The 25996-nt window shown below is 57.0% G+C and carries 23 protein-coding genes; 14 read left to right on the forward strand and 9 right to left on the reverse strand.

All coding sequences use genetic code 11. The annotated features are described in order from the left end of the window. Nucleotides 1-22: 22 nt before the first annotated feature. The 4 genes from aroQ to acuI all read right to left on the reverse strand — a co-directional run bounded on the left by aroQ (nt 23) and on the right by acuI (nt 3362). A complete protein-coding gene (aroQ, locus tag WFO70_RS16205; protein ID WP_337017511.1) occupies nt 23-475 on the reverse strand; it encodes a type II 3-dehydroquinate dehydratase in 453 nt (150 codons plus the stop codon). 233 nt (nt 476-708) lie between these two features. After that, nucleotides 709-1308 carry a protein-methionine-sulfoxide reductase heme-binding subunit MsrQ gene (gene msrQ, locus WFO70_RS16210; protein ID WP_337017513.1) on the reverse strand — a complete coding sequence of 200 codons (600 nt, stop codon included), beginning with the start codon at nt 1306-1308 and terminating at the stop codon, nt 709-711. Beyond that, complete coding sequence (msrP, locus tag WFO70_RS16215) at nt 1309-2310, reverse strand: protein-methionine-sulfoxide reductase catalytic subunit MsrP (RefSeq protein WP_337017515.1); 1002 nt, start codon at nt 2308-2310, stop codon at nt 1309-1311. It lies immediately after the preceding gene. A 77-nt stretch (nt 2311-2387) separates the two neighbouring features. Then, nucleotides 2388-3362, reverse strand: coding sequence for an acrylyl-CoA reductase (NADPH) (gene acuI, locus WFO70_RS16220; RefSeq protein ID WP_337017517.1), 975 nt, complete (start codon nt 3360-3362; stop codon nt 2388-2390). A gap of 183 nt (nt 3363-3545) precedes the next feature. On the opposite strand from acuI, the gene csrD reads away from it, so the two are divergent. The 8 genes from csrD (at nt 3546) to tldD (ending at nt 15809) form a co-directional block, all read left to right on the forward strand. Next, nucleotides 3546-5486: an RNase E specificity factor CsrD gene (gene csrD, locus WFO70_RS16225; protein ID WP_337017519.1), complete on the forward strand. Its 1941-nt coding sequence runs from the start codon at nt 3546-3548 to the stop codon at nt 5484-5486. A gap of 279 nt (nt 5487-5765) precedes the next feature. Continuing rightward, nucleotides 5766-6809 carry a rod shape-determining protein MreB gene (gene mreB, locus WFO70_RS16230; protein WP_000913396.1) on the forward strand — a complete coding sequence of 348 codons (1044 nt, stop codon included), beginning with the start codon at nt 5766-5768 and terminating at the stop codon, nt 6807-6809. Between the two features lie 62 nt (nt 6810-6871). Then, nucleotides 6872-7888: a rod shape-determining protein MreC gene (gene mreC / locus WFO70_RS16235; protein WP_337017520.1), complete on the forward strand. Its 1017-nt coding sequence runs from the start codon at nt 6872-6874 to the stop codon at nt 7886-7888. Beyond that, on the forward strand, nt 7888-8376 hold the full coding sequence (mreD, locus tag WFO70_RS16240) for a rod shape-determining protein MreD (protein ID WP_333853502.1): 489 nt from the start codon (nt 7888-7890) through the stop codon (nt 8374-8376). Before mreC ends, mreD begins: the two co-directional genes overlap by 1 nt. 9 nt (nt 8377-8385) lie before the next feature. Then, entirely contained in the window at nt 8386-8979 is a 594-nt protein-coding gene (locus WFO70_RS16245; RefSeq protein ID WP_307762985.1) for a Maf family protein, read from the forward strand. After that, on the forward strand, nt 8969-10438 hold the full coding sequence (gene rng, locus WFO70_RS16250) for a ribonuclease G (RefSeq protein WP_142487291.1): 1470 nt from the start codon (nt 8969-8971) through the stop codon (nt 10436-10438). The genes WFO70_RS16245 and rng overlap by 11 nt, the downstream gene beginning before the upstream one ends. A gap of 44 nt (nt 10439-10482) precedes the next feature. Then, nucleotides 10483-14277 (forward strand): AsmA2 domain-containing protein YhdP, encoded by a 3795-nt coding sequence (gene yhdP, locus WFO70_RS16255; protein WP_337017527.1) that lies wholly within the window; start codon nt 10483-10485, stop codon nt 14275-14277. 86 nt (nt 14278-14363) lie between these two features. Then, nucleotides 14364-15809: a metalloprotease TldD gene (gene tldD, locus WFO70_RS16260; protein WP_337017529.1), complete on the forward strand. Its 1446-nt coding sequence runs from the start codon at nt 14364-14366 to the stop codon at nt 15807-15809. 37 nt (nt 15810-15846) lie between these two features. On the opposite strand, the gene aaeR is transcribed toward tldD, so the two are convergent. Continuing rightward, nucleotides 15847-16770 carry an HTH-type transcriptional activator AaeR gene (aaeR, locus tag WFO70_RS16265; protein WP_337017531.1) on the reverse strand — a complete coding sequence of 308 codons (924 nt, stop codon included), beginning with the start codon at nt 16768-16770 and terminating at the stop codon, nt 15847-15849. A gap of 177 nt (nt 16771-16947) precedes the next feature. Between aaeR and aaeX the strand changes: the two genes are divergently transcribed. From aaeX to WFO70_RS16290, 5 genes are all read left to right on the forward strand, one after another. Beyond that, nucleotides 16948-17151, forward strand: a complete 204-nt coding sequence (gene aaeX, locus WFO70_RS16270) for a p-hydroxybenzoic acid efflux pump operon protein AaeX (RefSeq protein ID WP_032614553.1) — start codon at nt 16948-16950, stop codon at nt 17149-17151. 7 nt (nt 17152-17158) lie between these two features. After that, complete coding sequence (aaeA, locus tag WFO70_RS16275) at nt 17159-18091, forward strand: p-hydroxybenzoic acid efflux pump subunit AaeA (RefSeq protein ID WP_337017532.1); 933 nt, start codon at nt 17159-17161, stop codon at nt 18089-18091. 5 nt (nt 18092-18096) lie between these two features. Further along, nucleotides 18097-20064 carry a p-hydroxybenzoic acid efflux pump subunit AaeB gene (gene aaeB / locus WFO70_RS16280; RefSeq protein WP_337017534.1) on the forward strand — a complete coding sequence of 656 codons (1968 nt, stop codon included), beginning with the start codon at nt 18097-18099 and terminating at the stop codon, nt 20062-20064. Nucleotides 20065-20151: 87 nt separating this feature from the next. Beyond that, nucleotides 20152-21606 (forward strand): NAD-dependent succinate-semialdehyde dehydrogenase, encoded by a 1455-nt coding sequence (locus WFO70_RS16285; protein WP_337017536.1) that lies wholly within the window; start codon nt 20152-20154, stop codon nt 21604-21606. Nucleotides 21607-21651: 45 nt separating this feature from the next. Further along, the gene (locus tag WFO70_RS16290; protein WP_032614547.1) at nt 21652-21924 is read left to right on the forward strand and encodes a barstar family protein; all 273 of its coding nucleotides are present in this window, start codon (nt 21652-21654) and stop codon (nt 21922-21924) included. A gap of 61 nt (nt 21925-21985) precedes the next feature. Here WFO70_RS16290 and yhcN (WFO70_RS16295) read toward each other — a convergent pair whose 3' ends face one another. The 3 genes from yhcN (WFO70_RS16295) to argR form a co-directional block, all read right to left on the reverse strand. Further along, complete coding sequence (gene yhcN, locus WFO70_RS16295) at nt 21986-22252, reverse strand: peroxide/acid stress response protein YhcN (RefSeq protein WP_032614544.1); 267 nt, start codon at nt 22250-22252, stop codon at nt 21986-21988. 117 nt (nt 22253-22369) lie between these two features. Next, the gene (gene yhcN, locus WFO70_RS16300; protein ID WP_337017538.1) at nt 22370-22633 is read right to left on the reverse strand and encodes a peroxide/acid stress response protein YhcN; all 264 of its coding nucleotides are present in this window, start codon (nt 22631-22633) and stop codon (nt 22370-22372) included. Nucleotides 22634-23010: 377 nt separating this feature from the next. Further along, complete coding sequence (gene argR / locus WFO70_RS16305) at nt 23011-23481, reverse strand: transcriptional regulator ArgR (protein WP_032614540.1); 471 nt, start codon at nt 23479-23481, stop codon at nt 23011-23013. Between the two features lie 404 nt (nt 23482-23885). Here argR and mdh point away from each other — a divergent pair, with 404 nt between their 5' ends. After that, a complete protein-coding gene (mdh, locus tag WFO70_RS16310) occupies nt 23886-24824 on the forward strand; it encodes a malate dehydrogenase (protein ID WP_032614538.1) in 939 nt (312 codons plus the stop codon). Nucleotides 24825-24893: 69 nt separating this feature from the next. On the opposite strand, the gene degS is transcribed toward mdh, so the two are convergent. Continuing rightward, the gene (gene degS, locus WFO70_RS16315; protein WP_337017539.1) at nt 24894-25961 is read right to left on the reverse strand and encodes an outer membrane-stress sensor serine endopeptidase DegS; all 1068 of its coding nucleotides are present in this window, start codon (nt 25959-25961) and stop codon (nt 24894-24896) included. Between the last annotated feature and the right edge of the window lie 35 nt (nt 25962-25996).

Consider the following 25996-nt stretch of genomic DNA (forward strand, 5'->3'; position numbering starts at 1 on the left):
GAGTGGGTTCCGTACTCTTTGTTTAGTGTGATTGTGACAGGCGTTTTACCGCTGTCTGTAAAGCGAATGAATAACCGTCAGCCCCCAGACCACAGATAACGCCAGCGGCGATATCCGACAGGTAGGAGTGGTGGCGGAACGGCTCCCGCGCATGCACGTTGCTGAGGTGGATCTCAATAAATGGGATGCTCACTGCCAGCAGCGCGTCGCGAATAGCAACACTGGTGTGCGTAAACGCGGCCGGATTAATCAGGATATAGTCTGAGGTGTCTTTAGCCTGATGAATGCGGTCGATGAGTGCGTACTCCGCGTTTGACTGAAAATGGTCAAGTTCCACATTGAGTGCCGCCGCTTCGCTACCCAAACGGTTAACAATCTCGGTTAACGTCAGCGTGCCGTACTTCTCGGGTTCACGGGTGCCGAGCATATTCAGGTTCGGTCCGTTCAAAACTAAGATGTGAAACTTGTCAGCCATTGTGCCGCTATCTCCTGCGATTCTCCGGTAAAAAACAAAATATACCTTCGATGCGCGATTGTCACCCTTTCCGGGTCTGAAAAACCCATCGGGGAAACCAAAGTCGCACATTATAACGATTTCGTAGCATTTGGCAGCTAAATACTGGTCTTATCAGGGAAGATTATCAACAGCATTCGGATAAACACCCAGGAAGGCTAAGCGATCTGCGGGAATACGCACGTTTTCGCCCGTTATCGCCACCACTGGCGAAACTTCTTATAACGCCATGCCAGAAGCACGCCTGCCAGCACCAGATAGATGATCGGCTGCGGCGAGAGAATTTTTACTGACCAAAGGTAGTGGATGGGGGCGAGGATCGCGACAAGATAGACAAAATTATGCAGAAGTTGCCAGCGCCTTCCCAGTTTTCGCTGGGCAGACTGGGTGGAGGTGAGGGTCAACGCCAGTAAAATTATCCAGCTGATAATCCCCAGGGTCAGGTAAGGACGGGTAACCAGTTCGCGCCCCAGCAGGGCCAGATTGTTAATCCCCAGCTCCAGAAACGCATAGCTGGTGAGATGCAGCGTCGCCCAGGCGAAGCACCATAGCCCAAGCAGGCGCCGGGTGCGGATCAATAAAGGCTGTTTCGCGTAGCGTGCCAGAGGGGAGATCAGTAGGGTCGCCAGTAAAAATTTCAGCGCGGTGCGGCCGGTGAAGTGCTGAATATCTTTTGCCGGATCGGCGCTCAGGCCGCCGTGGTTAATAGCCCAGAACAGCCATATAAAAGGAAGCAACCCTGCAAGATGCAGGGCCACCTTCAGCCAGGTAATCTGTTTTGCCGTCAGACGCACTTAGAAAAACTCCTTTAAGTCGAGGCCGCGATAGAGCGACGCCACCTGGTCAGCATAGCCGTTGAACAGCAGCGTCGGCTGACGTTTGACGTCCAGCGCGCCGCCCGAACCAATAAACCGCTCGGTGGCCTGCGACCAGCGGGGGTGATCCACGTGTGGGTTCACGTTGGCGTAGAAGCCGTACTCATTCGGAGCCGCAAGGTTCCAGGTGGTGGGCGGGCGCTCGCGGGTCAGCTTGATGCTGACGATCGATTTGATGCCTTTAAAGCCATATTTCCACGGCACGGTCAGGCGGATGGGCGCACCGTTTTGCGGCGGCAGGGCTTTACCATAGACGCCCACGGTGAGCAGCGTCAGCGGGTGCATGGCCTCGTCAATACGCAATCCCTCCACGTACGGATAATCAAGCCCACCCCCGATAAAGCGGTCTTTCTGGCCGGGCATGTTGTCCGGGTCATAAAGGGTCTGGAAGGCGACATACTTCGCGTCGCTGGTGGGCTCTACCATCGCCAGCAGCTTATGCAGCGGGAAACCAATCCACGGCACCACCATCGACCAGGCCTCGACGCAGCGCATACGGTAGATACGCTCCTCCAGCGGGAAGCGGGTAGTCAAATCGTTGTAATCGAGGGTCAGGGGTTTCGCCACCTCACCGTCAATTTTCAGCGTCCAGGGATCGGTCTTCAGGCTACCGGCGTTGGCCGCCGGATCGGCTTTATCCAGACCGAACTCGTAGAAGTTGTTATAGCCTGTGACTTTCTCTTCGGGGGTTTTGGCGAGCGTGCTCTGCCACTGGGCGGGCTGGGTAAAGGTCAGGGGTTTCCCGGAGGGGGCTTTAGGACGATCGTTGCCCTTAAACCAGTCCAGCAGGTCAGCCTGGGCAAGAGGCGAGAGCGTCAGCGCCCCGGCACCGATCCCCAGCATTTTCAGGATCTGGCGGCGCTTGAGCATAAAAACGGATTCCGCGGTGATATCGGCTTCCGTCAGGGGTTTCACTTTCATGGCATCCTCCGTCATGCGTTTTTCTAAGCATGACGGAGGAGCAGGGTTAAAGCGAATATGTCACGAAAATTTGAAGATTAACCCAGCTTCACCAGCGTACGGCCCTGGATCTGGTTATTGATGATCTTCGCGGCATACTCCGGCGCCTGATCAAGGCTTATCTGGGTGGCGCTCTGGTCATAGAAGGAGGCTGGCAGATCGCGAACCAGCCGTTCCCAGGCCTGGGCGCGGCGCGCTGGCGGCGTCATCACCGAATCGACACCCTGCAAACGGACGTTACGCAGAATAAACGGCATCACGGTGGTTGGCAGGGCAAAACCACCCGCCAGACCACAGGCCGCCACGCAACCGCCGTAGTTCATCTGCGCCAGCACTTTTGCCAGCACTTTGTCGCCGACGGTATCGACGGCACCGGCCCAGCTCTGTTTCTCCAGCGGACGGGTCTCCGCGAATTCGTCGCGGCCCAGAATGCGGCTGGCACCCAGGGAGCGCAGATAGTCATGGGTGCTTTCACGGCCAGAGACCGCCACCACCTGATAGCCCAGCTTGTGCAGCAGGGCGACCGCGGTGCTGCCGACGCCGCCGCTGGCACCCGTTACCACCACCTCACCGGACTGCGGAGTGATGCCGGCCTCTTCCAGCGCCATCACGCACAGCATGGCGGTAAACCCGGCGGTACCGATGATCATCGCTTTACGGCCATCGAGTCCGTTCGGCATCGGCACCAGCCAGTCGCCGTTGACGCGTGCCTGCGCGGCCAGCCCGCCCCAGTGATTTTCGCCCACACCCCAGCCGGTGAGCAGCACCTGCTGGCCGACGTGGAAACGCGGATCTTCGCTGGTGTGCACGCGGCCCGCAAAGTCGATACCTGGAACCATTGGGAAATTGCGAACAATCTTGCCAGTGCCCGTAATGGCGAGGGCATCTTTGTAATTCAGACTGGACCAGTCGATGTCAACGGTCACGGCCCCTTCAGGCAGGCGGCTCTCTTCAATAGATTGCACTGATGCAAGAGTTTTGCCTTCCTGCTGTTCTAAGATCAAAGCCTGCATACGATTCCTTACTCAGCATGATGATTGGAAAATAATTTTTGAAGACTATACTCGCTCATTGACCTGCGATGCCGATTTAACGCAATAAATTGCCAGATACACCGGATTTGGTAGTATGCCGATGCCGTATTGCAAGTTAGTGCTCACTTGCTATCCTCATCAACTCACGGAGTAATCTCAAGGATGCGATTATCGACGAAGTTCTCAGCTTTTATCGCCTTGCTAACCGGGTTGACCATCTTTGTCATCCTGATTGGCTGCTCGCTCAGTTTTTATAATGCGATCCAGGGAAAGCTGGCGAACCGCGTCCAGTCCGTAGCGTCGGTCATTGATGCCCGTCTTGTCAGCACCCCCTTTCCAGAACTTTCCCGTCAGCTTGATGAGCTAATGGCCCCGGTTGATATCACCCGTGTAGAGATTAAGCAGGGCGGAAAAACCGTGTTCAGCCACAGCGGGCAAAAGAGCTATCGCCCGGCCGGCGCGCCACCCCAGAGTCTCGAGCTGACCGTCCCCTCCCTGAAAAACCCCGGCATGACCATAAGCCTGGCCTATCTTGACCCGATGAACAGCTATTTTCGTTCGCTGATGACTACCGCCCCGCTGACGGTGGCGGTGATCTTCGTGGTGGTGCTGATCTTTCTGGCGGTGCGCTGGCTGCGTCGCCAGCTCTCCGGGCAGGAACTGCTGGAGTCGCGCTCGGTGCGGATCCTTAACGGAGAACGTGGGGCTCAGGTGCGCGGGTCCGTCTATGAATGGCCGTCACGCACCAGCAGCGCGCTGGACGTGCTGCTGTCCGAAATTCAGTTTGCCAGCGACCAGCGCAGCCGGATAGACACGCTGATCCGCTCCTATGCGGCCCAGGACAACAAAACCGGGCTTAACAATCGTCTTTTCTTTGATAATCAGCTGGCGACTCTGCTGGAAGATCCCGAGAAGGTGGGCTCGCACGGGGTGGTGATGATTGTCCGCCTGCCGGACTTTGATCTGCTGAAAGACAACTGGGGACGGGCGGTGGCGGAGGAGCATCTGTTTATGCTCATTAATATGCTGTCCACCTTTATGATGCGCTATCCGGGGGCGCTGCTGGCGCGCTATCACCGCAGTGATTACGCCGTGCTGCTGCCGCATCGCACCCTGAAGGAGTCGGAGAGCATTGCCAGTCAGCTGTTAAAGTCGGTGGATGCGCTGCCGCCGAGCAAAATGCTCGATCGTGATGACATGGTACATATTGGCATTTGTGCCTGGCGCGGCGGCCAGAGCACCGAGCAGGTGATGGAGCACGCCGAAGCCGCCACCCGCAATGCGGTATTGCAGGGGGCCAACGGCTGGGCGGTTTATGACGACTCCCTGCCGGAAAAAGGGCGCGGCAACGTGCGCTGGCGCACCCTGATTGAACAGATGCTCACCCGCGGCGGGCCGCGGATCTATCAAAAACCCGCGGTGCTGGCTAATGGCCAGGTCCATCACCGGGAGCTGCTGTGCCGCATCTTCGATGGCAATGAAGAGGTGGTGTCGGCCGAGTATCTGCCGATGGTGCTGCAGTTTGGTCTGTCGGAGGAGTATGACCGCCAGCAAATTTCACGCTTGATACCATTTTTATCCTTCTGGCCGGAAGAGCACCTGGCGTTACAGGTGACGGTAGAGTCGTTAATCCGCTCGCGATTCCAGCGCTGGCTGCGCGATGTGCTGATGCAATGCGAAAAATCGCAGCGTAGACGGATTATTTTTGAACTTGCAGAGGCGGATGTTTGTCAACACATCAGTCGGTTACAGCCGGTCGTACGATTGATCAATGCGTTGGGGGCTCGTGTGGCGGTGACGCAGGCGGGTCTGACGCTGGTCAGCACCAGCTGGATCAAGGCGCTGGAGGTAGAGCTGTTGAAGCTGCATCCGGGGCTGGTAAGGAATATCGAAAAACGCACGGAAAACCAGCTGCTGGTACAGAGTCTGGTGGAAGCCTGCAAGGGAACGCAAACCCATGTATTTGCCACTGGCGTACGGTCACGAACCGAATGGCAGACGTTGACAGAGCGCGGAGTTACAGGGGGTCAAGGGGATTTTTTTGCAGCCTCTCAGCCGCTTGACAGCAATGTGAAAAAATATTCGCAAAGATACTCTGTTTAACCTGCTGTTTGGTGAGTTTTCACGTAGAATATCGCGCCTGTAGCGTGATGTATGACGAGCAAAATGACAGTGAGCGACCTTTAACGGGTTACAAATGAACGTGAGGAACGCTGTTTTTTCTCTGCCCTGAGGGAGTCAGGCGACGATTTGTAACAAAGGAAACGTGCTGCACAAATTTTCACCGTAGCAGGCGATTTTTGCGCCTTGTCGCTGCTGCGTGTGGTTGGTAAAGTAAGCGGATTTTGTTTTCCGCCCCAGCTTTCAGGATTATCCCTTAGTATGTTGAAAAAATTTCGTGGCATGTTTTCCAATGACCTGTCCATTGACCTGGGTACCGCGAATACCCTCATTTATGTAAAAGGACAAGGCATCGTACTGAATGAGCCTTCAGTTGTGGCCATTCGTCAGGATCGTGCTGGTTCACCGAAAAGCGTAGCGGCCGTTGGCCATGACGCTAAGCAGATGCTTGGTCGTACGCCGGGTAATATCGCTGCCATTCGTCCGATGAAAGACGGCGTTATCGCTGACTTCTTCGTGACCGAGAAAATGCTTCAGCACTTTATCAAACAGGTGCACAGCAACAGCTTTATGCGTCCAAGCCCACGTGTTCTGGTGTGTGTGCCGGTTGGCGCCACCCAGGTTGAACGTCGTGCTATTCGTGAATCCGCTCAGGGCGCTGGTGCGCGTGAAGTCTTCCTGATTGAAGAGCCAATGGCTGCTGCGATCGGTGCCGGCCTGCCGGTTTCCGAAGCGACCGGCTCCATGGTGGTGGATATCGGTGGCGGTACCACTGAAGTGGCCGTTATCTCCCTGAACGGTGTGGTTTACTCCTCTTCCGTACGTATCGGTGGTGACCGCTTCGACGAAGCCATCATCAATTACGTGCGCCGTAACTACGGCTCTCTGATCGGTGAAGCCACCGCAGAGCGTATTAAGCACGAAATCGGTTCTGCCTACCCGGGTGACGAAGTGCGCGAGATCGAAGTGCGCGGCCGTAACCTGGCAGAAGGCGTTCCACGTGGCTTTACCCTGAACTCCAACGAAATTCTCGAAGCGCTGCAGGAGCCGTTGACCGGCATCGTCAGCGCCGTCATGGTTGCCCTCGAGCAGTGCCCGCCGGAACTGGCTTCCGATATCTCCGAGCGCGGTATGGTTCTGACCGGTGGTGGTGCGCTGCTGCGTAACCTCGACCGCCTGTTGATGGAAGAGACAGGAATTCCTGTCGTAGTTGCAGAAGATCCACTGACTTGCGTAGCCCGTGGTGGCGGCAAGGCGCTGGAAATGATCGACATGCACGGCGGCGACTTGTTCAGCGAAGAGTAGTCAGGTGTGAAAGGGTAGCGGATGGCTACCCTTTCTCTCTGACGCGAGAGTACGCATAGCCTATGAAGCCAATTTTTAGCCGTGGCCCGTCGCTACAGTTTCGCCTGATCCTTGGGGTGTTAGTAGCGCTTGGTGTCATTATTGCCGATAGCCGCCTCGGTACGTTCAGCCAGATCCGAACGTACATGGATACCGCCGTCAGTCCTTTCTACTTTGTATCAAATGGTCCCCGTGAACTGCTCGACAGCGTCTCGCAAACCCTGTCCTCACGCGATCAACTCGAACTTGAAAACCGCGCGTTACGCCAGGAACTGCTGCTGAAAAACAGCGAAATACTGATGCTGGGCCAGTACAAGCAGGAGAACGCCCGCCTGCGTGAGCTGCTGGGCTCCCCGCTGCGTCAGGATGAGCAGAAGATGGTGACCCAGGTGATCTCCACCGTGAACGATCCGTACAGCGATCAGGTGGTGATCGACAAGGGCAGCGTCAATGGCGTGTACGAAGGCCAGCCGGTCATCAGCGATAAAGGCGTCGTCGGCCAGGTGGTTGCGGTCGCCAAGCTGACCAGCCGCGTGCTGCTGATCTGCGATGCCACCCATGCGCTGCCGATCCAGGTGCTGCGTAACGATATCCGCGTGATTGCGGCCGGTAACGGCTGTACGGACGATCTGCAGCTGGAACATCTGCCGGCGAATACCGATATTCGCGTGGGCGATGTGCTGGTGACGTCAGGTCTGGGCGGGCGCTTCCCGGAAGGATATCCGGTTGGGGTGGTCTCCTCTGTGAAGCTGGACACCCAGCGCGCCTATACCGTGATTCAGGCACGCCCAACGGCGGGTCTGCAACGCCTGCGCTATCTGCTGCTGTTATGGGGTGCCGATCGTAACGGAACGAACCCGATGACCCCGGAAGATGTGCATCGCGTGGCGAATGAACGTCTGATGCAGATGATGCCGCAGGTTCTGCCTGCGCCAAACTCGATGGGGCCGCCTGCGCCCGTTCCTGCGCCGGCAACCGGGCTGACCCAGCCGCTGCCTGATGCGCCACCGCCACCGCAACTCTCTTCGGGAGGGCAATAGTGGCAAGCTACCGTAGCCAGGGACGCTGGGTTATCTGGCTCTCGTTTTTAGTCGCGCTGTTGCTGCAAGTGATGCCCTGGCCGGACGACATTCTCGTTTTCCGGCCAAACTGGGTGCTGCTTATTCTGCTCTACTGGATCCTCGCTCTGCCGCACCGCGTAAATGTGGGCACAGGTTTTGTGATGGGTGCCATACTGGATCTGATTAGTGGCTCAACGCTTGGCGTACGCGCCCTGTCCATGAGTATCATCGCATACCTGGTCGCTCTGAAATTCCAGCTCTTTCGTAATCTGGCGCTCTGGCAACAGGCGCTGGTGGTGATGTTGTTATCCATGGCCGCGGATATCATTGTTTTCTGGGCAGAGTTTTTAGTGATCAACGTCTCTTTCCGTCCGGAAGTGTTCTGGAGTAGTGTAGTAAACGGTGTGCTCTGGCCATGGTTGTTCCTGCTGATGCGTAAGGTTCGCCAGCAATTTGCCGTGCAATAAAAGGTTTCTATGACGTCTTTGTATCTCGCTTCCGGCTCCCCGCGTCGTCAGGAACTCCTGACGCAGTTAGGGGTATCTTTTGAACGCATCGTTACCGGCATTGAAGAGCAACGTGCCGAGGGCGAAAGCGCACAACAGTACGTTTCCCGTCTGGCGCGGGAGAAAGCGCAGGCAGGCGTGGCGCAGGTGCCGCGTGATTTACCGGTGCTGGGCGCAGATACCATCGTGATCCTTAACGGTGAAGTCCTCGAGAAACCGCACGACGATGAGCATGCGTTTACGATGCTGCGCAAATTGTCCGGCCATACGCATCAGGTGATGACCGCCGTCGCGCTGGCAGACCGCCAGCACGTGCTGGACTGTCTGGTGGTCACCGACGTCACATTCAGAGTACTCACAGATGAGGATATCGCCGGTTATATCGCCAGCGGTGAACCAATGGATAAAGCAGGTGCATACGGTATTCAAGGGTTGGGTGGCTGTTTTGTCAGGAAGATAAATGGCAGCTATCACGCCGTAGTCGGCTTACCGCTGGTGGAAACGTATGAGTTGCTGAGCAATTTTAACTCACTGCGTGAGGGAAGGGATAATTATGACGGCTGAATTGTTGGTAAACGTAACGCCATCGGAAACCCGTGTGGCCTACATTGATGGTGGCATTCTTCAGGAAATTCATATTGAACGTGAAGCGCGGCGCGGAATAGTAGGCAATATCTACAAAGGTCGTGTCAGTCGTGTACTACCGGGTATGCAGGCGGCATTTGTAGATATTGGCCTCGATAAAGCGGCGTTCCTGCATGCTTCCGATATCATGCCGCACACCGAATGCGTAGCGGGCGAAGAGCAAAAGCAGTTTACCGTGCGTGATATCTCCGAGCTGGTGCGTCAGGGCCAGGATCTGATGGTGCAGGTGGTGAAAGATCCGCTGGGTACCAAAGGCGCGCGCCTGACCACCGACATCACCTTACCTTCCCGTTATCTGGTCTTTATGCCTGGCGCTTCTCACGTGGGCGTGTCCCAGCGTATTGAGAGCGAAAGCGAGCGCGACCGGCTCAAAAAAGTGGTCGGCGCGTACTGCGATGAGCAGGGCGGATTTATCATTCGTACCGCCGCCGAGGGGATCAGCGAAGAGGATCTGGCCTCGGATGCCGCCTACCTGAAACGCGTCTGGACCAAAGTGATGGAGCGTAAAAAGCGCAACCAGACCCGCTATCAGCTGTACGGTGAGCTGGCGCTGGCCCAGCGCGTCCTGCGCGACTTCGCCGATGCCCAGCTGGACCGCATCCGCGTCGATTCCCGTCTGACCTACGACGCGCTGCTCGAATTTACCGCCGAGTACATTCCGGAAATGCCGGGCCTGCTGGAGCACTACACCGGACGCCAGCCGATCTTCGATCTCTACGATGTGGAGAACGAAATTCAGCGCGCGCTGGAGCGTAAGGTCGAGCTCAAGTCCGGCGGCTATCTGATTATCGACCAGACCGAAGCGATGACCACCGTGGATATCAACACCGGGGCGTTTGTCGGTCACCGCAATCTGGACGACACCATTTTCAATACCAACATTGAAGCGACGCAGGCCATTGCGCGTCAGCTTCGTCTGCGCAATCTGGGTGGCATCATCATCATCGACTTTATCGATATGAGTAACGAAGACCACCGCCGCCGCGTGCTGCACTCTCTGGAGCAGGCGCTGAGCAAAGATCGCGTGAAAACCAGCATCAACGGCTTCTCCCAGCTGGGCCTGGTTGAGATGACCCGCAAGCGCACCCGTGAAAGCGTGGAGCATGTGCTGTGCAACGAGTGCCCGACCTGCCATGGCCGCGGCACGGTAAAGACGGTGGAGACGGTGTGCTACGAGATCATGCGTGAGATTGTGCGCGTGCATCACGCCTACGACTCCGACCGCTTCCTGGTCTATGCTTCTCCTTCGGTGGCGGAAGCCCTGAAAGGGGAAGAGTCCCACGCGCTGGCGGAAGTGGAAATCTTTGTCGGCAAACAGGTAAAAGTGCAGATAGAGCCGCTCTATAACCCGGAGCAGTTTGACGTGGTAATGATGTAATCCGCAGGTACTGCGAGACTAGAACGGCTGACAAGGAGAGACGCGTGAGGCGATTGCCGGGGATTTTACTGCTTACAGGGGCAACGCTGATAGTGATTGTCGCGCTGCTCGTAAGCGGGCTGCGTCTCGTATTGCCGCATCTGGACACCTGGCGTCCGCAGGTGCTGGCGAAGATTGAATCCGCGACCGGCATGCCCGTCGCGGCCAGCCAGCTCAACGCGAGCTGGCAGAATTTCGGCCCGACTCTTGAGGTGCGCGACATCAACGCGCAGCTGAAAGATGGCGGCTACCTTAAAATCAAGCGCGTCACCCTGGCGCTGGACGTATGGCAGAGCCTGCTGCACCTGCGCTGGCAGTTTCGCGATCTCACCTTTTATCAACTGCAATTTCTGACCAACACCCCGCTGAAAAGTGGCGATCAGGGCGAAGGCTTCGAGGCCAACCGCATCAGCGATCTGTTCCTGCGCCAGTTCGATCATTTCGATCTGCGCGACAGTGAAATCAGCTTTATCACCCTCTCCGGGCAGCGCGCCGAGCTGGCGATCCCCCAGCTTACCTGGCTCAACGGCAAAGAGCGGCACCGTGCGGAAGGCCAGGTCAGCCTCTCCAGCCTGAACGGACAGCATGGCGTGATGCAGGTGCGGATGGATCTGCGTGATGATAATGGCCTGCTGAATAACGGCAAAGTGTGGATGCAGGCCGATGACGTGGACGTCAAACCTTGGCTGGGTGAGTGGGTGCAGCAGAACATGCAGCTGGAAACCGCGCGCTTCAGTATTGAAGGGTGGATGACCCTCACCAACGGCCAGTTTGCCAGCGGCGATCTCTGGCTGAAGCAGGGGGGCGCCAGCTGGCCGGGAAAGGCGCGCCAGCATCAGCTTTCGGTTGATAACCTGACCGCCCACGTTACCCGCGAGAAAGAGGGCTGGCAGTTCGCCATCCCGGATACGCGCATCACCATGGACGACAAGGCGTGGCCGCGCGGAGCCCTGGCCCTGGCCTGGATCCCGGGGCAGGATGTCGGCGGTGCCAACAATAAACGCAGCGACGAGCTGCGCATTCGCGCCAGCAATCTGGAGCTGTCAGGTCTGGAAGGGCTGCGAACCATCGCGGCGAAGCTCTCCCCGTCGCTGGGCGAAGTCTGGCAGGCCACCCAGCCGGTAGGGGCCATTAACGCGCTGGCGCTGGATATTCCGCTGCAGGAGACGGAAAAAACCCGCTTCAACATCACCTGGACCGATCTCGCCTGGAAGCAGTGGGAGCTGCTGCCGGGGGCCGAGCATTTCAGCGGCACGTTGCAGGGCAGCGTGGAGGATGGCCGTCTGGTGGCCCACATGCGCGACGCGAAAATGCCTTACGAAACCGTCTTCCGCGCTCCGCTGGAGATAGAGAAAGGCACGGCCACTCTCCACTGGCTGAAGAACGAGAAAGGTTTCCAGCTCGACGGGCGTGATATCGATGTCAAAGCCAAAGCGGTGCACGCCCGGGGCGATTTCCGCTATCTGCAGCCGGCGGGCGATGAGCCCTGGCTGGGGATCCTGGCGGGCATCAGCACCGACGACGGATCCCAGGCCTGGCGCTATTTCCCTGAAAACCTGATGGGCAAAGCGCTGGTGGATTATCTCAGCGGTGCCATTCAGGGCGGGCAGGCGGATAACGCTACCCTGGCGTATGGTGGCAACCCGCACCTGTTCCCCTACAAGCACAACGAAGGCCAGTTCCAGGTTCTGGTGCCGTTACGCAACGCCACCTACGCCTTCCAGCCTGATTGGCCAGCGCTGAAAAACCTCGATATTGAGCTTAACTTCATCAACGACGGACTGTGGATGAAGACCGACGGCGTGGCGCTGGGCGGGGTGAAAGCCAGTAACCTGACCGCGGTGATCCCGGACTATTCGAAGGAAAAGCTGCTGATCGACGCCGATATTAACGGGCCGGGAAAAGCCGTGGGGCCGTACTTTGACGATACGCCGCTGGAGGATTCTCTCGGTGCCACGCTCCAGCAGCTCCAGTTGGATGGCTATGTGAATGCTCGCTTACATCTGGATATCCCGCTGGACGGCACCATGACCATCGCCAAAGGCGACGTCAGGCTGAAAAATAACAGTCTGTTCATCAAGCCGCTGGACAGCACCATTAACAATCTGAGCGGTCAGTTCAGCTTTGTGAATGGCGATCTGAAAAGCGGGCCGCTGACCGCAAGCTGGTTTAATCAGCCGGTGAATATCGACTTCTCCACCACCGAAGGCGAGAAAGCCTATCAGGTAGGGATCAATCTGGATGCCAGCTGGCAGCCTTCGCGGATGGATGTGCTGCCAAAAGCCATCAGCCAGTCGCTGGAGGGCCGTCTGCCGTGGAACGGCAAGGTCGCTATTGAGCTGCCTTATCGGGGGGATGCCCATTACAAGGTGGATATCAGTAGCGATCTGAAAAACGTCAGCAGCGACCTGCCGTCGCCGCTGGAGAAGAGCGCAGGCGAGCCGCTGCCGGTAAAACTGAACGTCGACGGCGATCTCAACAGCTTTACCCTGACGGGCAATGCCGGCAGCAAGAATCACTTTAACAGCCGCTGGCTGCTGAACCGCAAGCTGACGCTGGATCGCGCCATCTGGGCCAGCGACAGCCGAACGCTGCCGCCGCTGCCGGAGCAGGCGGGCATCGAACTCAATCTGCCGCCAATGGATGGTGCCGAGTGGTTAGCCCTGTTCCAGAGCGGCGTCGGGCAAAATGTCGATGAATCAGCCCAGTTCCCGCAGCACATTACGGTGCGCACTCCGGCCCTGACGCTGGGAGGACAACAGTGGAATAACCTGAGCATCGTCTCGCAGCCAACCTTAAACGGCTCAAAAGTCGAGGCCCAGGGACGGGAGATCAACGCCACCCTGCTGATGCGCGACACCGCGCCGTGGCAGGCGGCGATCCGCTATCTCTATTTCAACCCGGCAACCGCGACCGCCGGGAAAGGCAGCCCGGTTTCGCCGTTAGCCAGCACCACGCGGGTCAATTTCAGCGGCTGGCCTGATTTACAGCTACGCTGTGCCGAATGCTGGCTGTGGGGACAGAAGTATGGCCGTATCGACGGCGACTTCACCATTAAGGGCAATACCCTTAGCCTGGCGGGTGGGCTGATTGACACCGGCTTTGGCCGCCTGACCGCCAACGGCGAGTGGGTGAACGGCACCGAGCAGCGCACCTCGCTGAAAGGGCAAATCAAAGGCAACAAGCTGGATGCGGCCTCGAACTATTTTGGGATCACCACCCCGATTCGCGGGTCGTCGTTTGACCTCGACTACGATCTGCACTGGCGCGCTCAGCCGTGGAAGCCTGATGAAGCCTCGCTGAACGGCATCCTCAAAACCCGGCTGGGCAAGGGCGAAATTGCCGATCTGAGCACCGGTCATGCGGGACAGCTGCTGCGTCTGCTCAGCTTCGATGCCCTGCTGCGTAAGCTGCGGTTTGACTTCAGCGATACCTTTAACGAAGGGTTCTACTTCGACTCGATCCGCAGCACAGCGTGGATCAAAGAGGGTGTCCTGCATACCGATGACACCCTGGTCGACGGGCTGGAGGCGGATATCGCCATGAAAGGCTCCGTCAATCTGGTGCGTCGTGAACTGGATCTGGAAGCGGTGGTCGCCCCGGAAATATCCGCCACCGTCGGCGTGGCCGCGGCCTTTGCCGTTAACCCGATTGTAGGCGCGGCGGTGTTTGCCGCCAGTAAAGTGCTGGGGCCGCTGTGGAGCAAAGTCTCGATTCTGCGCTATCACATCACCGGCCCGGTCGATAAACCGCAGATTAACGAAGTGCTGCGCCAGCCGCGCAAAGATGCACAGCAATGATTTGACGCGGGCAATTAATTGCCTCACTCTCAATAGATAAGATCTTAGATACGTCCTGTGGACGGCAACGAACGAGTAGCAAAACGATGAGTCTGAACCTGGTAAGTGAACATCTGCTGGCAGCGAACGGCCTGAGCCATCAGGACCTGTTTTCCATTCTTGGTCAACTGACCGAACGCCGTCTCGACTACGGCGATCTCTACTTTCAGTCGAGCTATCACGAATCCTGGGTTTTAGAAGACAGCATCATCAAAGATGGTTCTTATAACATCGACCAGGGCGTGGGTGTCCGTGCCGTCAGCGGTGAGAAAACCGGTTTTGCCTATGCAGACCAGATCAGCCTCAACGCCCTGCAGCAGAGCGCGCAGGCGGCACGCACCATCGTGCGCGACAGCGGTGACGGTCGGGTGAAGACCCTGGGCGAAGTGCAGCACTCTGCGCTCTATACCAGCGTCGATCCGCTGCAAAGTATGAGTCGGGAAGAGAAGCTGGATATTCTGCGCCGGGTGGACAACGTTGCCCGTGCGGAAGACAAGCGCGTGCAGGAAGTGTCGGCCAGCCTGAGCGGCGTGTATGAGCTGATTCTGGTGGCGGCGACCGATGGCACCCTGGCCGCCGACGTGCGTCCGCTGGTCCGTCTCTCCGTCAGCGTGCTGGTGGAAGAGGACGGCAAACGCGAGCGCGGCTCCAGCGGCGGCGGCGGTCGTTTTGGTTACGAATGGTTCCTGAACCCGGTCGATGGCGAAGTGCGTGCTGACGCGTGGGCAAAAGAGGCGGTGCGAATGGCGCTGGTCAATCTCTCTGCGGTGGCGGCCCCTGCGGGCACCCTGCCGGTGGTCCTGGGCGCGGGCTGGCCTGGCGTGCTGCTGCATGAAGCGGTGGGCCACGGTCTGGAAGGCGACTTTAACCGTCGCGGCACCTCGGTCTTCAGCGGCCACATGGGCGAGCTGGTGGCCTCTGAGCTCTGCACCGTGGTGGATGACGGCACCATGACCGATCGTCGTGGTTCGGTCTCTATCGACGACGAAGGGACCCCGGGTCAGTACAACGTGCTGATCGAGAACGGGATCCTGAAAGGCTACATGCAGGACAAGCTGAATGCGCGCCTGATGGGTGTGGCCCCAACCGGTAACGGTCGTCGCGAATCCTATGCGCACCTGCCGATGCCGCGTATGACCAACACCTATATGCTGGCGGGTAAATCCACGCCGCAGGAGATCATCGAGTCGGTGGAGTATGGCATCTATGCGCCAAACTTCGGCGGCGGCCAGGTGGATATCACCTCCGGCAAATTTGTCTTCTCGACCTCAGAAGCCTATCTGATCGAGAAGGGCAAAGTGACCAAAGCGGTGAAAGGCGCGACCCTGATCGGTTCTGGTATCGAAGCGATGCAGCAGATCTCGATGGTCGGTAACGATCTGAAGCTGGATAACGGCGTCGGTGTCTGCGGCAAAGAGGGCCAGAGCCTGCCGGTGGGTGTCGGTCAGCCGACCCTGAAGGTGGATAACCTGACCGTCGGCGGTACCGCGTAATTTCCCTTCCTAAATACCCTCTCCCTCTGGGAGAGGGTTACTCCTTCCTTCCCCGCATCTCCTGAAACAGCGCCGCCACCTGCACAAAATAGTCCGTCAGATAGTTAATGCATACCTGCACCTTCAGCGGGAGTTTGTCCTTTTCGGTATAGACCGCATACACCGGGCGCGGATCCGACTGATAGCGCGGGAAGAGGATCTCCAGCTCGCCGCTGTTGATCTCGTTGATCACCCACATCAGCGGGACGTAGGCGATCCCGGCCCCGGCCACCAGCCAGCGGGAGATGGTCATCGGATCGTTGGTGACAAAGCGCCCCTGCGGCAGCAGTTTTGTTGACAGCCCTTCCGGCGCAACCAGCTCAAATTCATTATCCGGGCGCACGCTGTACTCGAGCCAGGCGTGATTACTGAGATCCGCCGGTTTCTCCGGGATCCCCGCTCGGGCGAGATACTTTTTCGCCGCGCAGACCACCATTGGCATACTGCCCAGACGGCGGGAGAAGAGGCTGGAGTCCTGCAATGCCCCGACGCGGATCACCACATCCAGCCCATCGGCAATCAGATCCGGGGCAGGAATGCCGGTGACCAGATTGACCGTCAGCCCCGGGTATTCCTGCAACATCTCGGCGGTCATTTCAGCCAGGACATTTTGTGCCATAGTTGAAGAGCAGCCGATGCGCAGAGTGCCGATGGGGGTGTTGTTAAAGGCGTAGAGTTGCTCATGCACCGCCTGGGCCTCATACAACATCCGCCGACAGCCCTGATAATAGATTTTGCCGGCTTCGGTCAGACCAAGGCTACGGGTGCTGCGGTTGAGGAGCTTCACCTGGAGGTCATCTTCCAGTTTGGCGACGGTCTGGCTGATTGACGAGACGCTCATCTGCAGTTGCCTGGCCGCGGCGGTAAAGGAGCCCAGCTCAACGACTTTGGCAAAAACTGACATCCGTTTTAGACGTTCCATTATTCACTCTGGCTTAAAAGTGATTTAGATCACATATGATAGATAACAGCATAACAGTTACGCTAATATATTATTAATACATTATAGCTACGCCACTCTCGCCCGGCTTTTCTTGCCACTTCTGCGGTGCCGTATGCTGAATAATTCTTTCGCCTGCTCGCTCTAATCAAGGTCAACATGAGTCTGTTTCCCGTTATCGTGGTGTTCGGATTGTCGTTCCCACCGATATTCTTCGAACTTCTTTTATCACTGGCGATTTTTTGGCTGGTGCGAAAGGTGCTGGCTCCGACCGGGATCTATGATTTCGTCTGGCACCCTGCATTGTTCAATTCCGCGCTGTATTGCTGCCTGTTCTATCTGGTATCGCGCCTGTTTGTTTGAGGTAGATGTGAAAACGCTAACAAGAAAAATCTCCCGTACCGCCATTACCCTGGCACTGGTTATCCTCGCGTTCATCGCTATATTTCGCGCGTGGGTTTACTACACCGAGTCGCCCTGGACGCGCGATGCGCGCTTCAGCGCCGACATCGTCGCCATTGCCCCGGACGTGGCGGGCCTGATCACGGCCGTGAATGTGCATGACAACCAGCTGGTGAAAAAGGATCAGGTGCTGTTCACCGTGGACCAGCCGCGCTATCAGAAAGCGTTGGAAGAAGCAGAAGCCGATGTCGCCTACTACCAGGCGCTGGCTGCGGAAAAACGCCGCGAGGCGGGACGTCGTAATAAGCTGGGGGTGCAGGCAATGTCGCGGGAGGAGATCGACCAGTCCAACAACCTGCTGCAAACCGTGCTGCATCAGCTGGCGAAAGCCGAGGCTACCCGCGATCTGGCGAAGCTCGATCTTGAGCGTACCGTGATCCGCGCCCCGTCCGACGGCTGGGTGACCAACCTTAACGTCTATACCGGCGAATTTATTACCCGCGGCTCCACCGCCGTGGCGCTGGTCAAACAGCACTCCTTCTACGTGCTGGCCTATATGGAAGAGACCAAGCTGGAGAACGTCCGTCCGGGCTACCGGGCTGAGATCACCCCGCTGGGCAGCAACCGGGTCATGAAAGGCACGGTCGACAGCGTGGCTGCAGGGGTGACTAACTCCAGCGCCACCCGCGACAGCAAAGGGATGGCGACCGTCGATTCCAACCTGGAGTGGGTCCGTCTGGCCCAGCGCGTGCCGGTGCGTATTCGTCTGGATGAACAGCAGGGCAACCTGTGGCCTGCGGGCACCACCGCCACCGTGGTGATCACCGGTGAGACAGATCGGGACGCCAGCCATGACTCGCTGTTCCGTAAAATTGCCCATCGCCTGCGCGAGTTTGGTTAATCGCCATGGGCATCTTCTCCATCGCCGACCAGCACCTGCGCTTTGCGATTAAGCTGGCCTTCGCCATCGTGCTGGCGCTGTTCGTCGGCTTTCACTTTCAGCTGGAAACCCCCCGCTGGGCGGTGCTGACGGCAGCGATTGTCGCCGCAGGTCCGGCGTTTGCGGCGGGTGGTGAACCTTATTCCGGGGCCATTCGCTATCGCGGGATGCTGCGTATTGTCGGCACCTTTATCGGCTGTATCGCCGCGCTGACCATCGTGATCCTGATGATCCGCACCCCGCTGCTGATGCTGATGGTGTGCTGTATCTGGGCCGGGTTCTGCACCTGGATCTCCTCTCTGGTGCGGGTGGAAAACTCCTACGCCTGGGGGCTTTCCGGCTATACCGCGCTGATCATTATCATCACCATTCAGACCAACCCCCTGCTGGCACCGCAGTTTGCCGTGGAGCGCTGCAGCGAGATCGTGATGGGGATTGTCTGTGCGATCGTGGCGGATCTGCTGTTCTCTCCTCGCTCCATTAAGCAGGAGGTAGATCGCGAATTGGATGCGCTGATCGTTGCCCAGTACCAGCTGATGCAACTGTGCATCAAGCATGGCGACAGCGAAGAGGTCGATAACGCCTGGAGTGCGCTGGTGCGTCGTACCACCGCGCTGGAAGGGATGCGCAGCAACCTCAATATGGAGTCGTCGCGCTGGTCGCGGGCTAACCGCCGCCTGAAGGCGCTCAATACCGTCTCCTTAACCCTGATCACCCAGGCCTGTGAAACCTATCTGATCCAGAATTCCCGCCCCGAGGCGATCACCGGGACCTTCCGGGAGCAGTTCGCTACTCCCGTCGCCACCGTGCAGGATGTGCATAAACAGCTCAAACGCATGCGCCGGGTCATCGCCTGGACCGGCGAGCGAGACACCCCGGTGACCATCTACACCTGGGTGGGGGCGGCGACGCGCTTCCTGCTCCTCAAACGTGGCGTGATCGGCAATACCAAAATCAGCGCCACCGAAGAGGAAGTCCTCCAAGGTGAAGTGGTGGTCAAAGCCGAGTCGGCGGAACGTCACCATGCGATGGTCAACTTCTGGCGCACCATGCTCGCCTGTATGCTCGGCACGTTATTCTGGCTGTGGACCGGCTGGACCTCCGGCAGCGGGGCGATGGTGATGATCGCCGTGGTCACCTCGCTGGCGATGCGTCTGCCCAATCCGCGAATGGTGGCGCTCGATTTTCTGTACGGTGCGCTGGCAGCGCTCCCGCTGGGTGCTTTCTATTTCCTGGTGGTTCTGCCCTCGACCCAGCAAAGTATGCTGCTACTCTGTATCAGCCTTGCGGTGATGGCCTTCTTTATTGGTATCGAGGTGCAGAAGCGACGCCTGGGTTCGCTTGGGGCGCTGGCCAGTACCATTAACATTCTGGTGCTGGATAATCCGATGACGTTCCACTTCAGCCAGTTCCTGGATAGCGCGCTGGGGCAGATTGTTGGCTGTTTCCTCGCCATGATGGTTATTTTGCTGGTGCGCGATAACTCGCAGGCCCGCACCGGACGCGTGCTGCTGAACCAGTTTGTTTCCGCTGCCGTTTCCGCGATGACCACCAACACCGCCCGACGCAAAGAGAACCATCTCCCCGCGCTCTATCAGCAGCTGTTTTTACTGCTGACCAAATTCCCGGGAGATATCGCTAAATTCCGCCTGGCCCTGACGCTGATCATCGCCCACCAGCGTCTGCGCAATGCGCCGGTGCCGGTTAATGACGACCTCTCGGCGTTCCACCGTCAGCTGCGACGCACCGCCGATCACGTCATTTCGGCCAGCAGCGACGATAAGCGGCGACGCTATTTTGCTCAGCTGCTGGAGGAGCTGGATATCTACCAGGAAAAACTGCGCATCTGGGAGGCACCTAGACAGGTAACCGAACCGGTGCAGCGGCTGGTAGGAATGCTGCATCGCTACCAGAACGCTCTCACCGACAGCTAATCCTCCTGAAAACCGACGCCGTAAGCGTCGGTTTTTTTGTGACTATACTTATTCGGGCAAGAACTTAAACCCGGAATGGGAGGATACATGACGACCCAGGCTCTACAGGACAGTGCGCTATTTCAGACAGGATATCTGGTCGATGGCGTATGGAAAACGCTCGATACCACATTTGATGTCCTTAACCCGGCCACCGGTGAGGTGATCGCTAAAGTGGCAAAAGCGGGCAGCAAAGAGACCGAAGAGGCCATCGCCGCCGCAAGCCGTGCTTTCCCGGCGTGGCGGGCCAGAACCGCAAAAGAGCGTTCGGCCATCCTCTATCGCTGGTATGAATTAATCATTGAAAACAAGCCGTGGCTTGGACAACTGATGACCACCGAGCAGGGCAAGCCGCTGAAAGAGGCGGAAGGTGAGGTCGAGTACGCGGCCAGCTTTATTCAGTGGTTCGCCGAGCAGGCCAAACGCGCCAACGGTGAGATCATTCCCCCGGTTAAACCCGGCTCCCGCATTCTGGCCACCCGCGAACCGGTTGGCGTGGTAGCGGCCATCACGCCGTGGAATTTTCCGATGGCGATGCTGACCCGCAAGCTGGGCCCGGCGCTGGCCGCAGGCTGCACCGGGGTGATCAAACCGGCCAACAACACGCCGCTCAGCGCCTTTGCCCTGCTGACCCTTGCCAAAAAAGCGGGCGTCCCGGACGGCGTACTCAACGCGGTTGCGGGCAATACCTCTGAGATAAGCGATGCCATCATGGCCAGCCCTGAGGTGCGCAAAATCTCCTTTACTGGCTCGACGGCAGTTGGCAAAACGCTGATGCGTAATGCCGCCGAGACCATGAAGAAAGTTTCGATGGAGCTGGGCGGGAATGCGCCCTATATCGTCTTTGACGACGCCGATATTGATGCCGCAGTAAAAGGGGCTATCGCCAACAAATTCCGTAATGCGGGCCAGGTCTGCGTCAGCGTCAACCGCTTCTATATTCAGGAGTCGGTGTATGACGCCTTCGTCAGCCAGCTCGCCGCCGCCGTAAACGCCTTAAAAGTGGGTAACGGCCTGGAGGAGGGCACTATTGTCGGGCCGCTGATTGAGCCTTCTGCGGTGAAAAAAGTGCGCGAGCATGTAGAGGATGCGGTCGCCAAAGGGGCGACGGTCCTGGCAGGCGGCAAGCCGCATGAGCTGGGCGGCAACTTCTGGCAGCCGACGGTGTTGGGTAACTGTCATGAAGGGATGGCACTCGCCAGCGAAGAGACCTTTGGCCCCGTTGCGGCCTGCTTCCGTTTTACCTCCGAAGAGGAGGTTATTCAGCGCGCCAATAATACGCCCTTTGGACTGGCCGCCTATTTCTATACCCAGAATCTGCAGCGGGTGTTCCGCGTCTCTCAGGCCATTGAGAGCGGGATGATCGGCATTAATGAATGTGCGGTCTCTACCGAGCTGGGGCCGTTTGGTGGGGTGAAAGAGTCAGGGCTGGGTCGTGAAGGCTCAGTACTGGGACTGGAGGAGTTCCTGGAAGTGAAAACCCTGCATATCGGGGGATTATAATCGTCAGGGCGGCATCAGCCGCCCGCCTGGACGGGGTGGCGGGAAATGAATATCTATACGTTTGATTTTGATGAAATCGACAGTCAGGAAGACTTTTACCGTGAGTTTTCACGTACCTTTGGCATTGCGCGGGAGAGCGTGACAGACCTGGATTCTCTCTGGGAGATCGTGACCGGCAACCAGCTGCCGCTACCGCTTGAAATCGAATTTACCCATTTGCCGGAGAAGCTGCGCAGGCGCTTTGGCGCATTGATCCTGCTGTTTGATGAGGCGGAAGAGGAGCTGGAAGGTCAGATCCGCTTCAACGTTCGTCCGTAAAAGGCAAAAAAAAGCCCCTGCTGCGAGGCAGGGGCAAGTCGTATTTCAATACGACGAGGGTTTATTTGTACAGCTCGGCTGTAGCATGCCAGTGGTCACCGGTATTCAGCTCGGTGATGCGGTAGCTGCTGGCGCCCGCTTTTTCAGCTTTTGCTGCCAGGGCCTGGCGAACATCCATTGGAGAACCGGCCACTTCGGTAACGCCTACGCTACCCAGGGATTGCAGACCTTGCGCTTGCTCCGCGGTAACCTGATGCACAGCGGCACTGGCACCGAATGAGAGAACGGAAGCTAAACCCAGGGTGGCGATGATTAATTTAGTGTTCATAGTCTTTACTCCTTACTTACAGGGCACGTTCAACGACCAGAAGGGTTGTACTGCTATTTTTATGCCTGGTGTCGTTGAACTGAGATAACGGGTAATTTGTTTAATGCTCGGTACGACTTATTTGTACAGCTCAGCAGTGGCATGCCAGTGGTCACCGGTACGCGCTTCGATAACGCGATAGGATGAGGCACCCTGTTCCTGCGCTTTTTTGTTCAGCATCTGATTCATATCCATCGGAGAGGTACCGACAGCACCGATGGAAACAGTACCGATAGATTCGCGGGACTGTGCCTGATCGGCGTTAATGGCATCGGCAGCAAAAGCACCGAATGACAGAACAGACAGAACGCTTAGTGTGGCTACGGTAGTTTTGATTTTCATGATTCTCTTCCTCGTCATATTCTTTACTGGGGTCTCTGTTTCGTGACCCTCATCACAAAATCAAGTATACACTAATAACGGCAAATATTAATACCATGCTAATTGTTTCTCGTGAAATTATGTATTAAGCAGAGGATGTTTTATAACAGAAGGGAATAAAAAAGCCGGGGTTAGACGCGGATTACTTGGTTATTTTCATTAAAATCATAAGGATATGACAATTTGATTATTCGTGCTATCGTCGGGCGGATCATCCACTGCATGAATGAATTGAAGCGGAAAAACGCACTATTTGTTAAATCACAGATAACAGATTGTAAGGCAAAACGAGGCGGGAGCCGAAGATTCCCCGCTGCGAGACGCAGCAGGGAAGGGGATTAGAGTTCCTGTTCGAACAGAACCAGAATGGCTTCGTAGAGGTCTTTCACCGAGAAACCATTGGCCGGGGTCGTGAAGATCGTATCGTCACCGGCGATGGTGCCGAGAATACCTTCTGCTTTCCCGAGCGAGTCGAGCAGACGCGCGATCAGCTGGGCAGCGCCCGGGCTGGTGTGGATCACCACCACGGCATCGTTATAGTCGATATCCAGTACCAGATTCTTCAGCGGGCTCGAGGTTGTCGGTACGCCGAGCTCAGCAGGCAGACAGTAAACCATCTCCATTTTGGCATTGCGGGTACGCACCGCGCCAAATTTGGTTAACATGCGGGAGACTTTCGACTGGTTGATATTTTCGAAGCCTTCTTCCTGTAAGGCCTGAACGATCTCACCCTGAGAACTAAATTTTTCTTCTTTAAGCAGCGCTTTAAACGCCTTAACCAATTCTTCTTGTTTAGAAGAGATTCGCATAAATCACCCGAAATATAGCGGTAGAAACAACATTATTATGCACATGGATGAATTTTTATGCAAACTATCTGCCCAATCTTAGGCTGAAATAATGTTATGAAAGGGAGTGATTTTATCAAAATTCGTTATCAAGGAACATGCCTGCGTCACGCCTCGCAAATAAGCTTAAAAGTAAATTAAATGTTATCAAATTGATGTTGTTTTGGTGGCTGGCGAGGGTGTATTGTAACCCCCTCTTGATTCGTTGCTTAGTTATCGCATAACGCCCGATAGCCTTCCGGCAGAAGCGAAAAGCGCGCGACCGCTAATTCTCAAGCCATGAAGATTGTAATTATTGATCTGCTGAATTAAGGTCGCCGCGACGGAGTAACAGAAAGTTAGCTCACCATAATAAGGAGTTTAGGATGAAAGTCGCAGTCCTCGGCGCTGCTGGCGGTATCGGCCAGGCGCTTGCCCTACTACTGAAAACTCAGCTGCCTGCAGGCTCAGAACTCTCTCTGTACGACATCGCCCCGGTAACCCCTGGTGTGGCGGTTGACCTGAGCCACATCCCGACGGCTGTCAAAATTAAAGGCTTCTCCGGTGAAGATGCGCGCCCGGCGCTCGAAGGCGCAGACGTTGTGCTGATCTCCGCAGGCGTAGCGCGTAAACCTGGCATGGATCGTTCTGACCTGTTCAATGTGAATGCCGGTATCGTTAAGAACCTGATTCAGCAGGTCGCGACAACCTGTCCGAAAGCCTGCATCGGTATCATCACTAACCCGGTTAACACCACTGTTGCTATCGCAGCAGAAGTGCTGAAAAAAGCGGGCGTGTATGACAAGAACAAACTGTTTGGCGTAACCACGCTGGACATCATCCGCTCCAACACCTTTGTTGCGGAACTGAAAGGCAAGCAGCCAACCGAGCTGGAAGTTCCGGTTATCGGCGGCCACTCTGGCGTGACCATTCTGCCACTGCTGTCCCAGATCCCTGGCGTGAGCTTCACCGAGCAGGAAGTGGCTGACCTGACCAAACGCATCCAGAACGCCGGCACCGAAGTGGTGGAAGCGAAGGCGGGTGGCGGTTCTGCAACCCTCTCTATGGGTCAGGCTGCGGCACGTTTCGGTCTGTCTCTGGTACGCGCCCTGCAGGGCGAGCAAGGCGTGGTGGAATGTGCGTACGTTGAAGGCGACGGCGAGCATGCACGCTTCTTCTCTCAGCCGCTGCTGCTGGGTAAAAACGGTATCGAAGAGCGTAAATCTATCGGCACCCTGAGCGCGTTCGAGCAGCAGGCAATGGCCGGCATGCTGGACACGCTGAAGAACGATATCGTCCTCGGCGAAGAGTTCGTTAACAAGTAAGCGAATCGCTTCCCGTCAGGGCAATAAAAAACCGGAGCATCGACTCCGGTTTTTTTTATGTCTGCAAACTCAGTTGGTGGCCGGGTATTCCTGAATGGTCACCTGCAGGGTCAGTTTCTTATCATCCCGCATCACTTCCACCGGAATGATCGAGCCAGGCCTGATCTCAGCTACCTGATCCATGGTCTCCAGGGCTGATATGGCCGGTTTGCCATTTACCGAGACGATAACGTCGTTAACCTTGATGCCCGCTTCCGCCGCCGGACCGCCGGAGGTCACTTCGTTCACCACGATCCCCTGGATCTGGTCGATACCGCCGCCCTGGGTATGCAGCGGTGCAATCTCACGCCCGCCAATGCCAATATAGCCGCGGATCACCCGACCGTCGCGAATGAGCTTATCCATGATCTTGTTGGCCAACTGGAACGGGATGGCGAAGCCAATGCCTTCCGGGGTTTCTCCGTCGTTGCTCTTATCAAACGAAAGGGTGTTGATGCCCATCAGTTCGCCCAGCGAGTTCACCAGCGCACCGCCGGAGTTACCGTGGTTGATAGAGGCATCCGTCTGCAGGAAGTTCTGCCGCCCGGAGGGGTTCAGGCCAATACGACCCGTCGCGCTGATAATCCCCTGGGTAATGGTCTGCCCGAGGTTATAGGGGTTACCGATCGCCAGCACCACATCGCCGATGTGCGGAGTGCGTTTACGGTTGATGGGAATAACAGGCAGCCCGCCTGTGGCATTGATTTTAAGGACCGCCAGATCCGTCAGGCTGTCAGAGCCGACCAGCAGGGCTTCAAACACGCGGCCATCCTGCAGCGCAACGATGATCTGATCGGCATCGTTGATCACATGTTTGTTGGTAATGATGTAGCCACGCTCATCCATGATCACCCCGGAGCCCAGGGTGCGGATCTCCAGCTGATTATGGCTGGTGCTGTTCAGCCCACGGTTATAGACGTTAACCACCGCAGGGGCGGCGCGGCGCACTGCCTGATTGTAACTGGCAGGTGTTTCATCTGCGCTATCAAACTGCGGCGCAGCCAGCTGATTAAACTGACGTAAAGAGGGCATCGCGGCCAGTAAAAGGCCACCTACAACCAGGCCGATGGCGACCGAACGAATGAGCTTTAAAACCATGATACGGGCGTCGTTAAGGGAAGATCGCAAGCAGC

The organism is Leclercia sp. AS011, assembly GCF_037152535.1.
Taxonomy (GTDB): Bacteria; Pseudomonadota; Gammaproteobacteria; order Enterobacterales; family Enterobacteriaceae; genus Enterobacter.

Excerpts from the sequence above, each read along its gene's own strand:
- mdh (WP_032614538.1), top strand. The coding sequence starts at position 23,886 with ATGAAAGTCGCAGTCCTCGGCGCTGCTGGCGGTATCGGCCAGGCGCTT.
- aaeX (WP_032614553.1), top strand. The coding sequence starts at position 16,948 with ATGAGTCTGTTTCCCGTTATCGTGGTGTTCGGATTGTCGTTCCCACCG.
- rng (WP_142487291.1), top strand. The coding sequence starts at position 8,969 with ATGACGGCTGAATTGTTGGTAAACGTAACGCCATCGGAAACCCGTGTG.
- tldD (WP_337017529.1), top strand. The coding sequence starts at position 14,364 with ATGAGTCTGAACCTGGTAAGTGAACATCTGCTGGCAGCGAACGGCCTG.
- csrD (WP_337017519.1), top strand. The coding sequence starts at position 3,546 with ATGCGATTATCGACGAAGTTCTCAGCTTTTATCGCCTTGCTAACCGGG.
- degS (WP_337017539.1), bottom strand. The coding sequence starts at position 25,961 with ATGGTTTTAAAGCTCATTCGTTCGGTCGCCATCGGCCTGGTTGTAGGT.
- aaeB (WP_337017534.1), top strand. The coding sequence starts at position 18,097 with ATGGGCATCTTCTCCATCGCCGACCAGCACCTGCGCTTTGCGATTAAG.
- WFO70_RS16285 (WP_337017536.1), top strand. The coding sequence starts at position 20,152 with ATGACGACCCAGGCTCTACAGGACAGTGCGCTATTTCAGACAGGATAT.
- msrP (WP_337017515.1), bottom strand. The coding sequence starts at position 2,310 with ATGAAAGTGAAACCCCTGACGGAAGCCGATATCACCGCGGAATCCGTT.
- WFO70_RS16290 (WP_032614547.1), top strand. The coding sequence starts at position 21,652 with ATGAATATCTATACGTTTGATTTTGATGAAATCGACAGTCAGGAAGAC.
- aaeR (WP_337017531.1), bottom strand. The coding sequence starts at position 16,770 with ATGGAACGTCTAAAACGGATGTCAGTTTTTGCCAAAGTCGTTGAGCTG.
- argR (WP_032614540.1), bottom strand. The coding sequence starts at position 23,481 with ATGCGAATCTCTTCTAAACAAGAAGAATTGGTTAAGGCGTTTAAAGCG.
- yhcN (WP_032614544.1), bottom strand. The coding sequence starts at position 22,252 with ATGAACACTAAATTAATCATCGCCACCCTGGGTTTAGCTTCCGTTCTC.
- aroQ (WP_337017511.1), bottom strand. The coding sequence starts at position 475 with ATGGCTGACAAGTTTCACATCTTAGTTTTGAACGGACCGAACCTGAAT.
- WFO70_RS16245 (WP_307762985.1), top strand. The coding sequence starts at position 8,386 with ATGACGTCTTTGTATCTCGCTTCCGGCTCCCCGCGTCGTCAGGAACTC.
- acuI (WP_337017517.1), bottom strand. The coding sequence starts at position 3,362 with ATGCAGGCTTTGATCTTAGAACAGCAGGAAGGCAAAACTCTTGCATCA.
- mreC (WP_337017520.1), top strand. The coding sequence starts at position 6,872 with ATGAAGCCAATTTTTAGCCGTGGCCCGTCGCTACAGTTTCGCCTGATC.
- mreB (WP_000913396.1), top strand. The coding sequence starts at position 5,766 with ATGTTGAAAAAATTTCGTGGCATGTTTTCCAATGACCTGTCCATTGAC.
- yhcN (WP_337017538.1), bottom strand. The coding sequence starts at position 22,633 with ATGAAAATCAAAACTACCGTAGCCACACTAAGCGTTCTGTCTGTTCTG.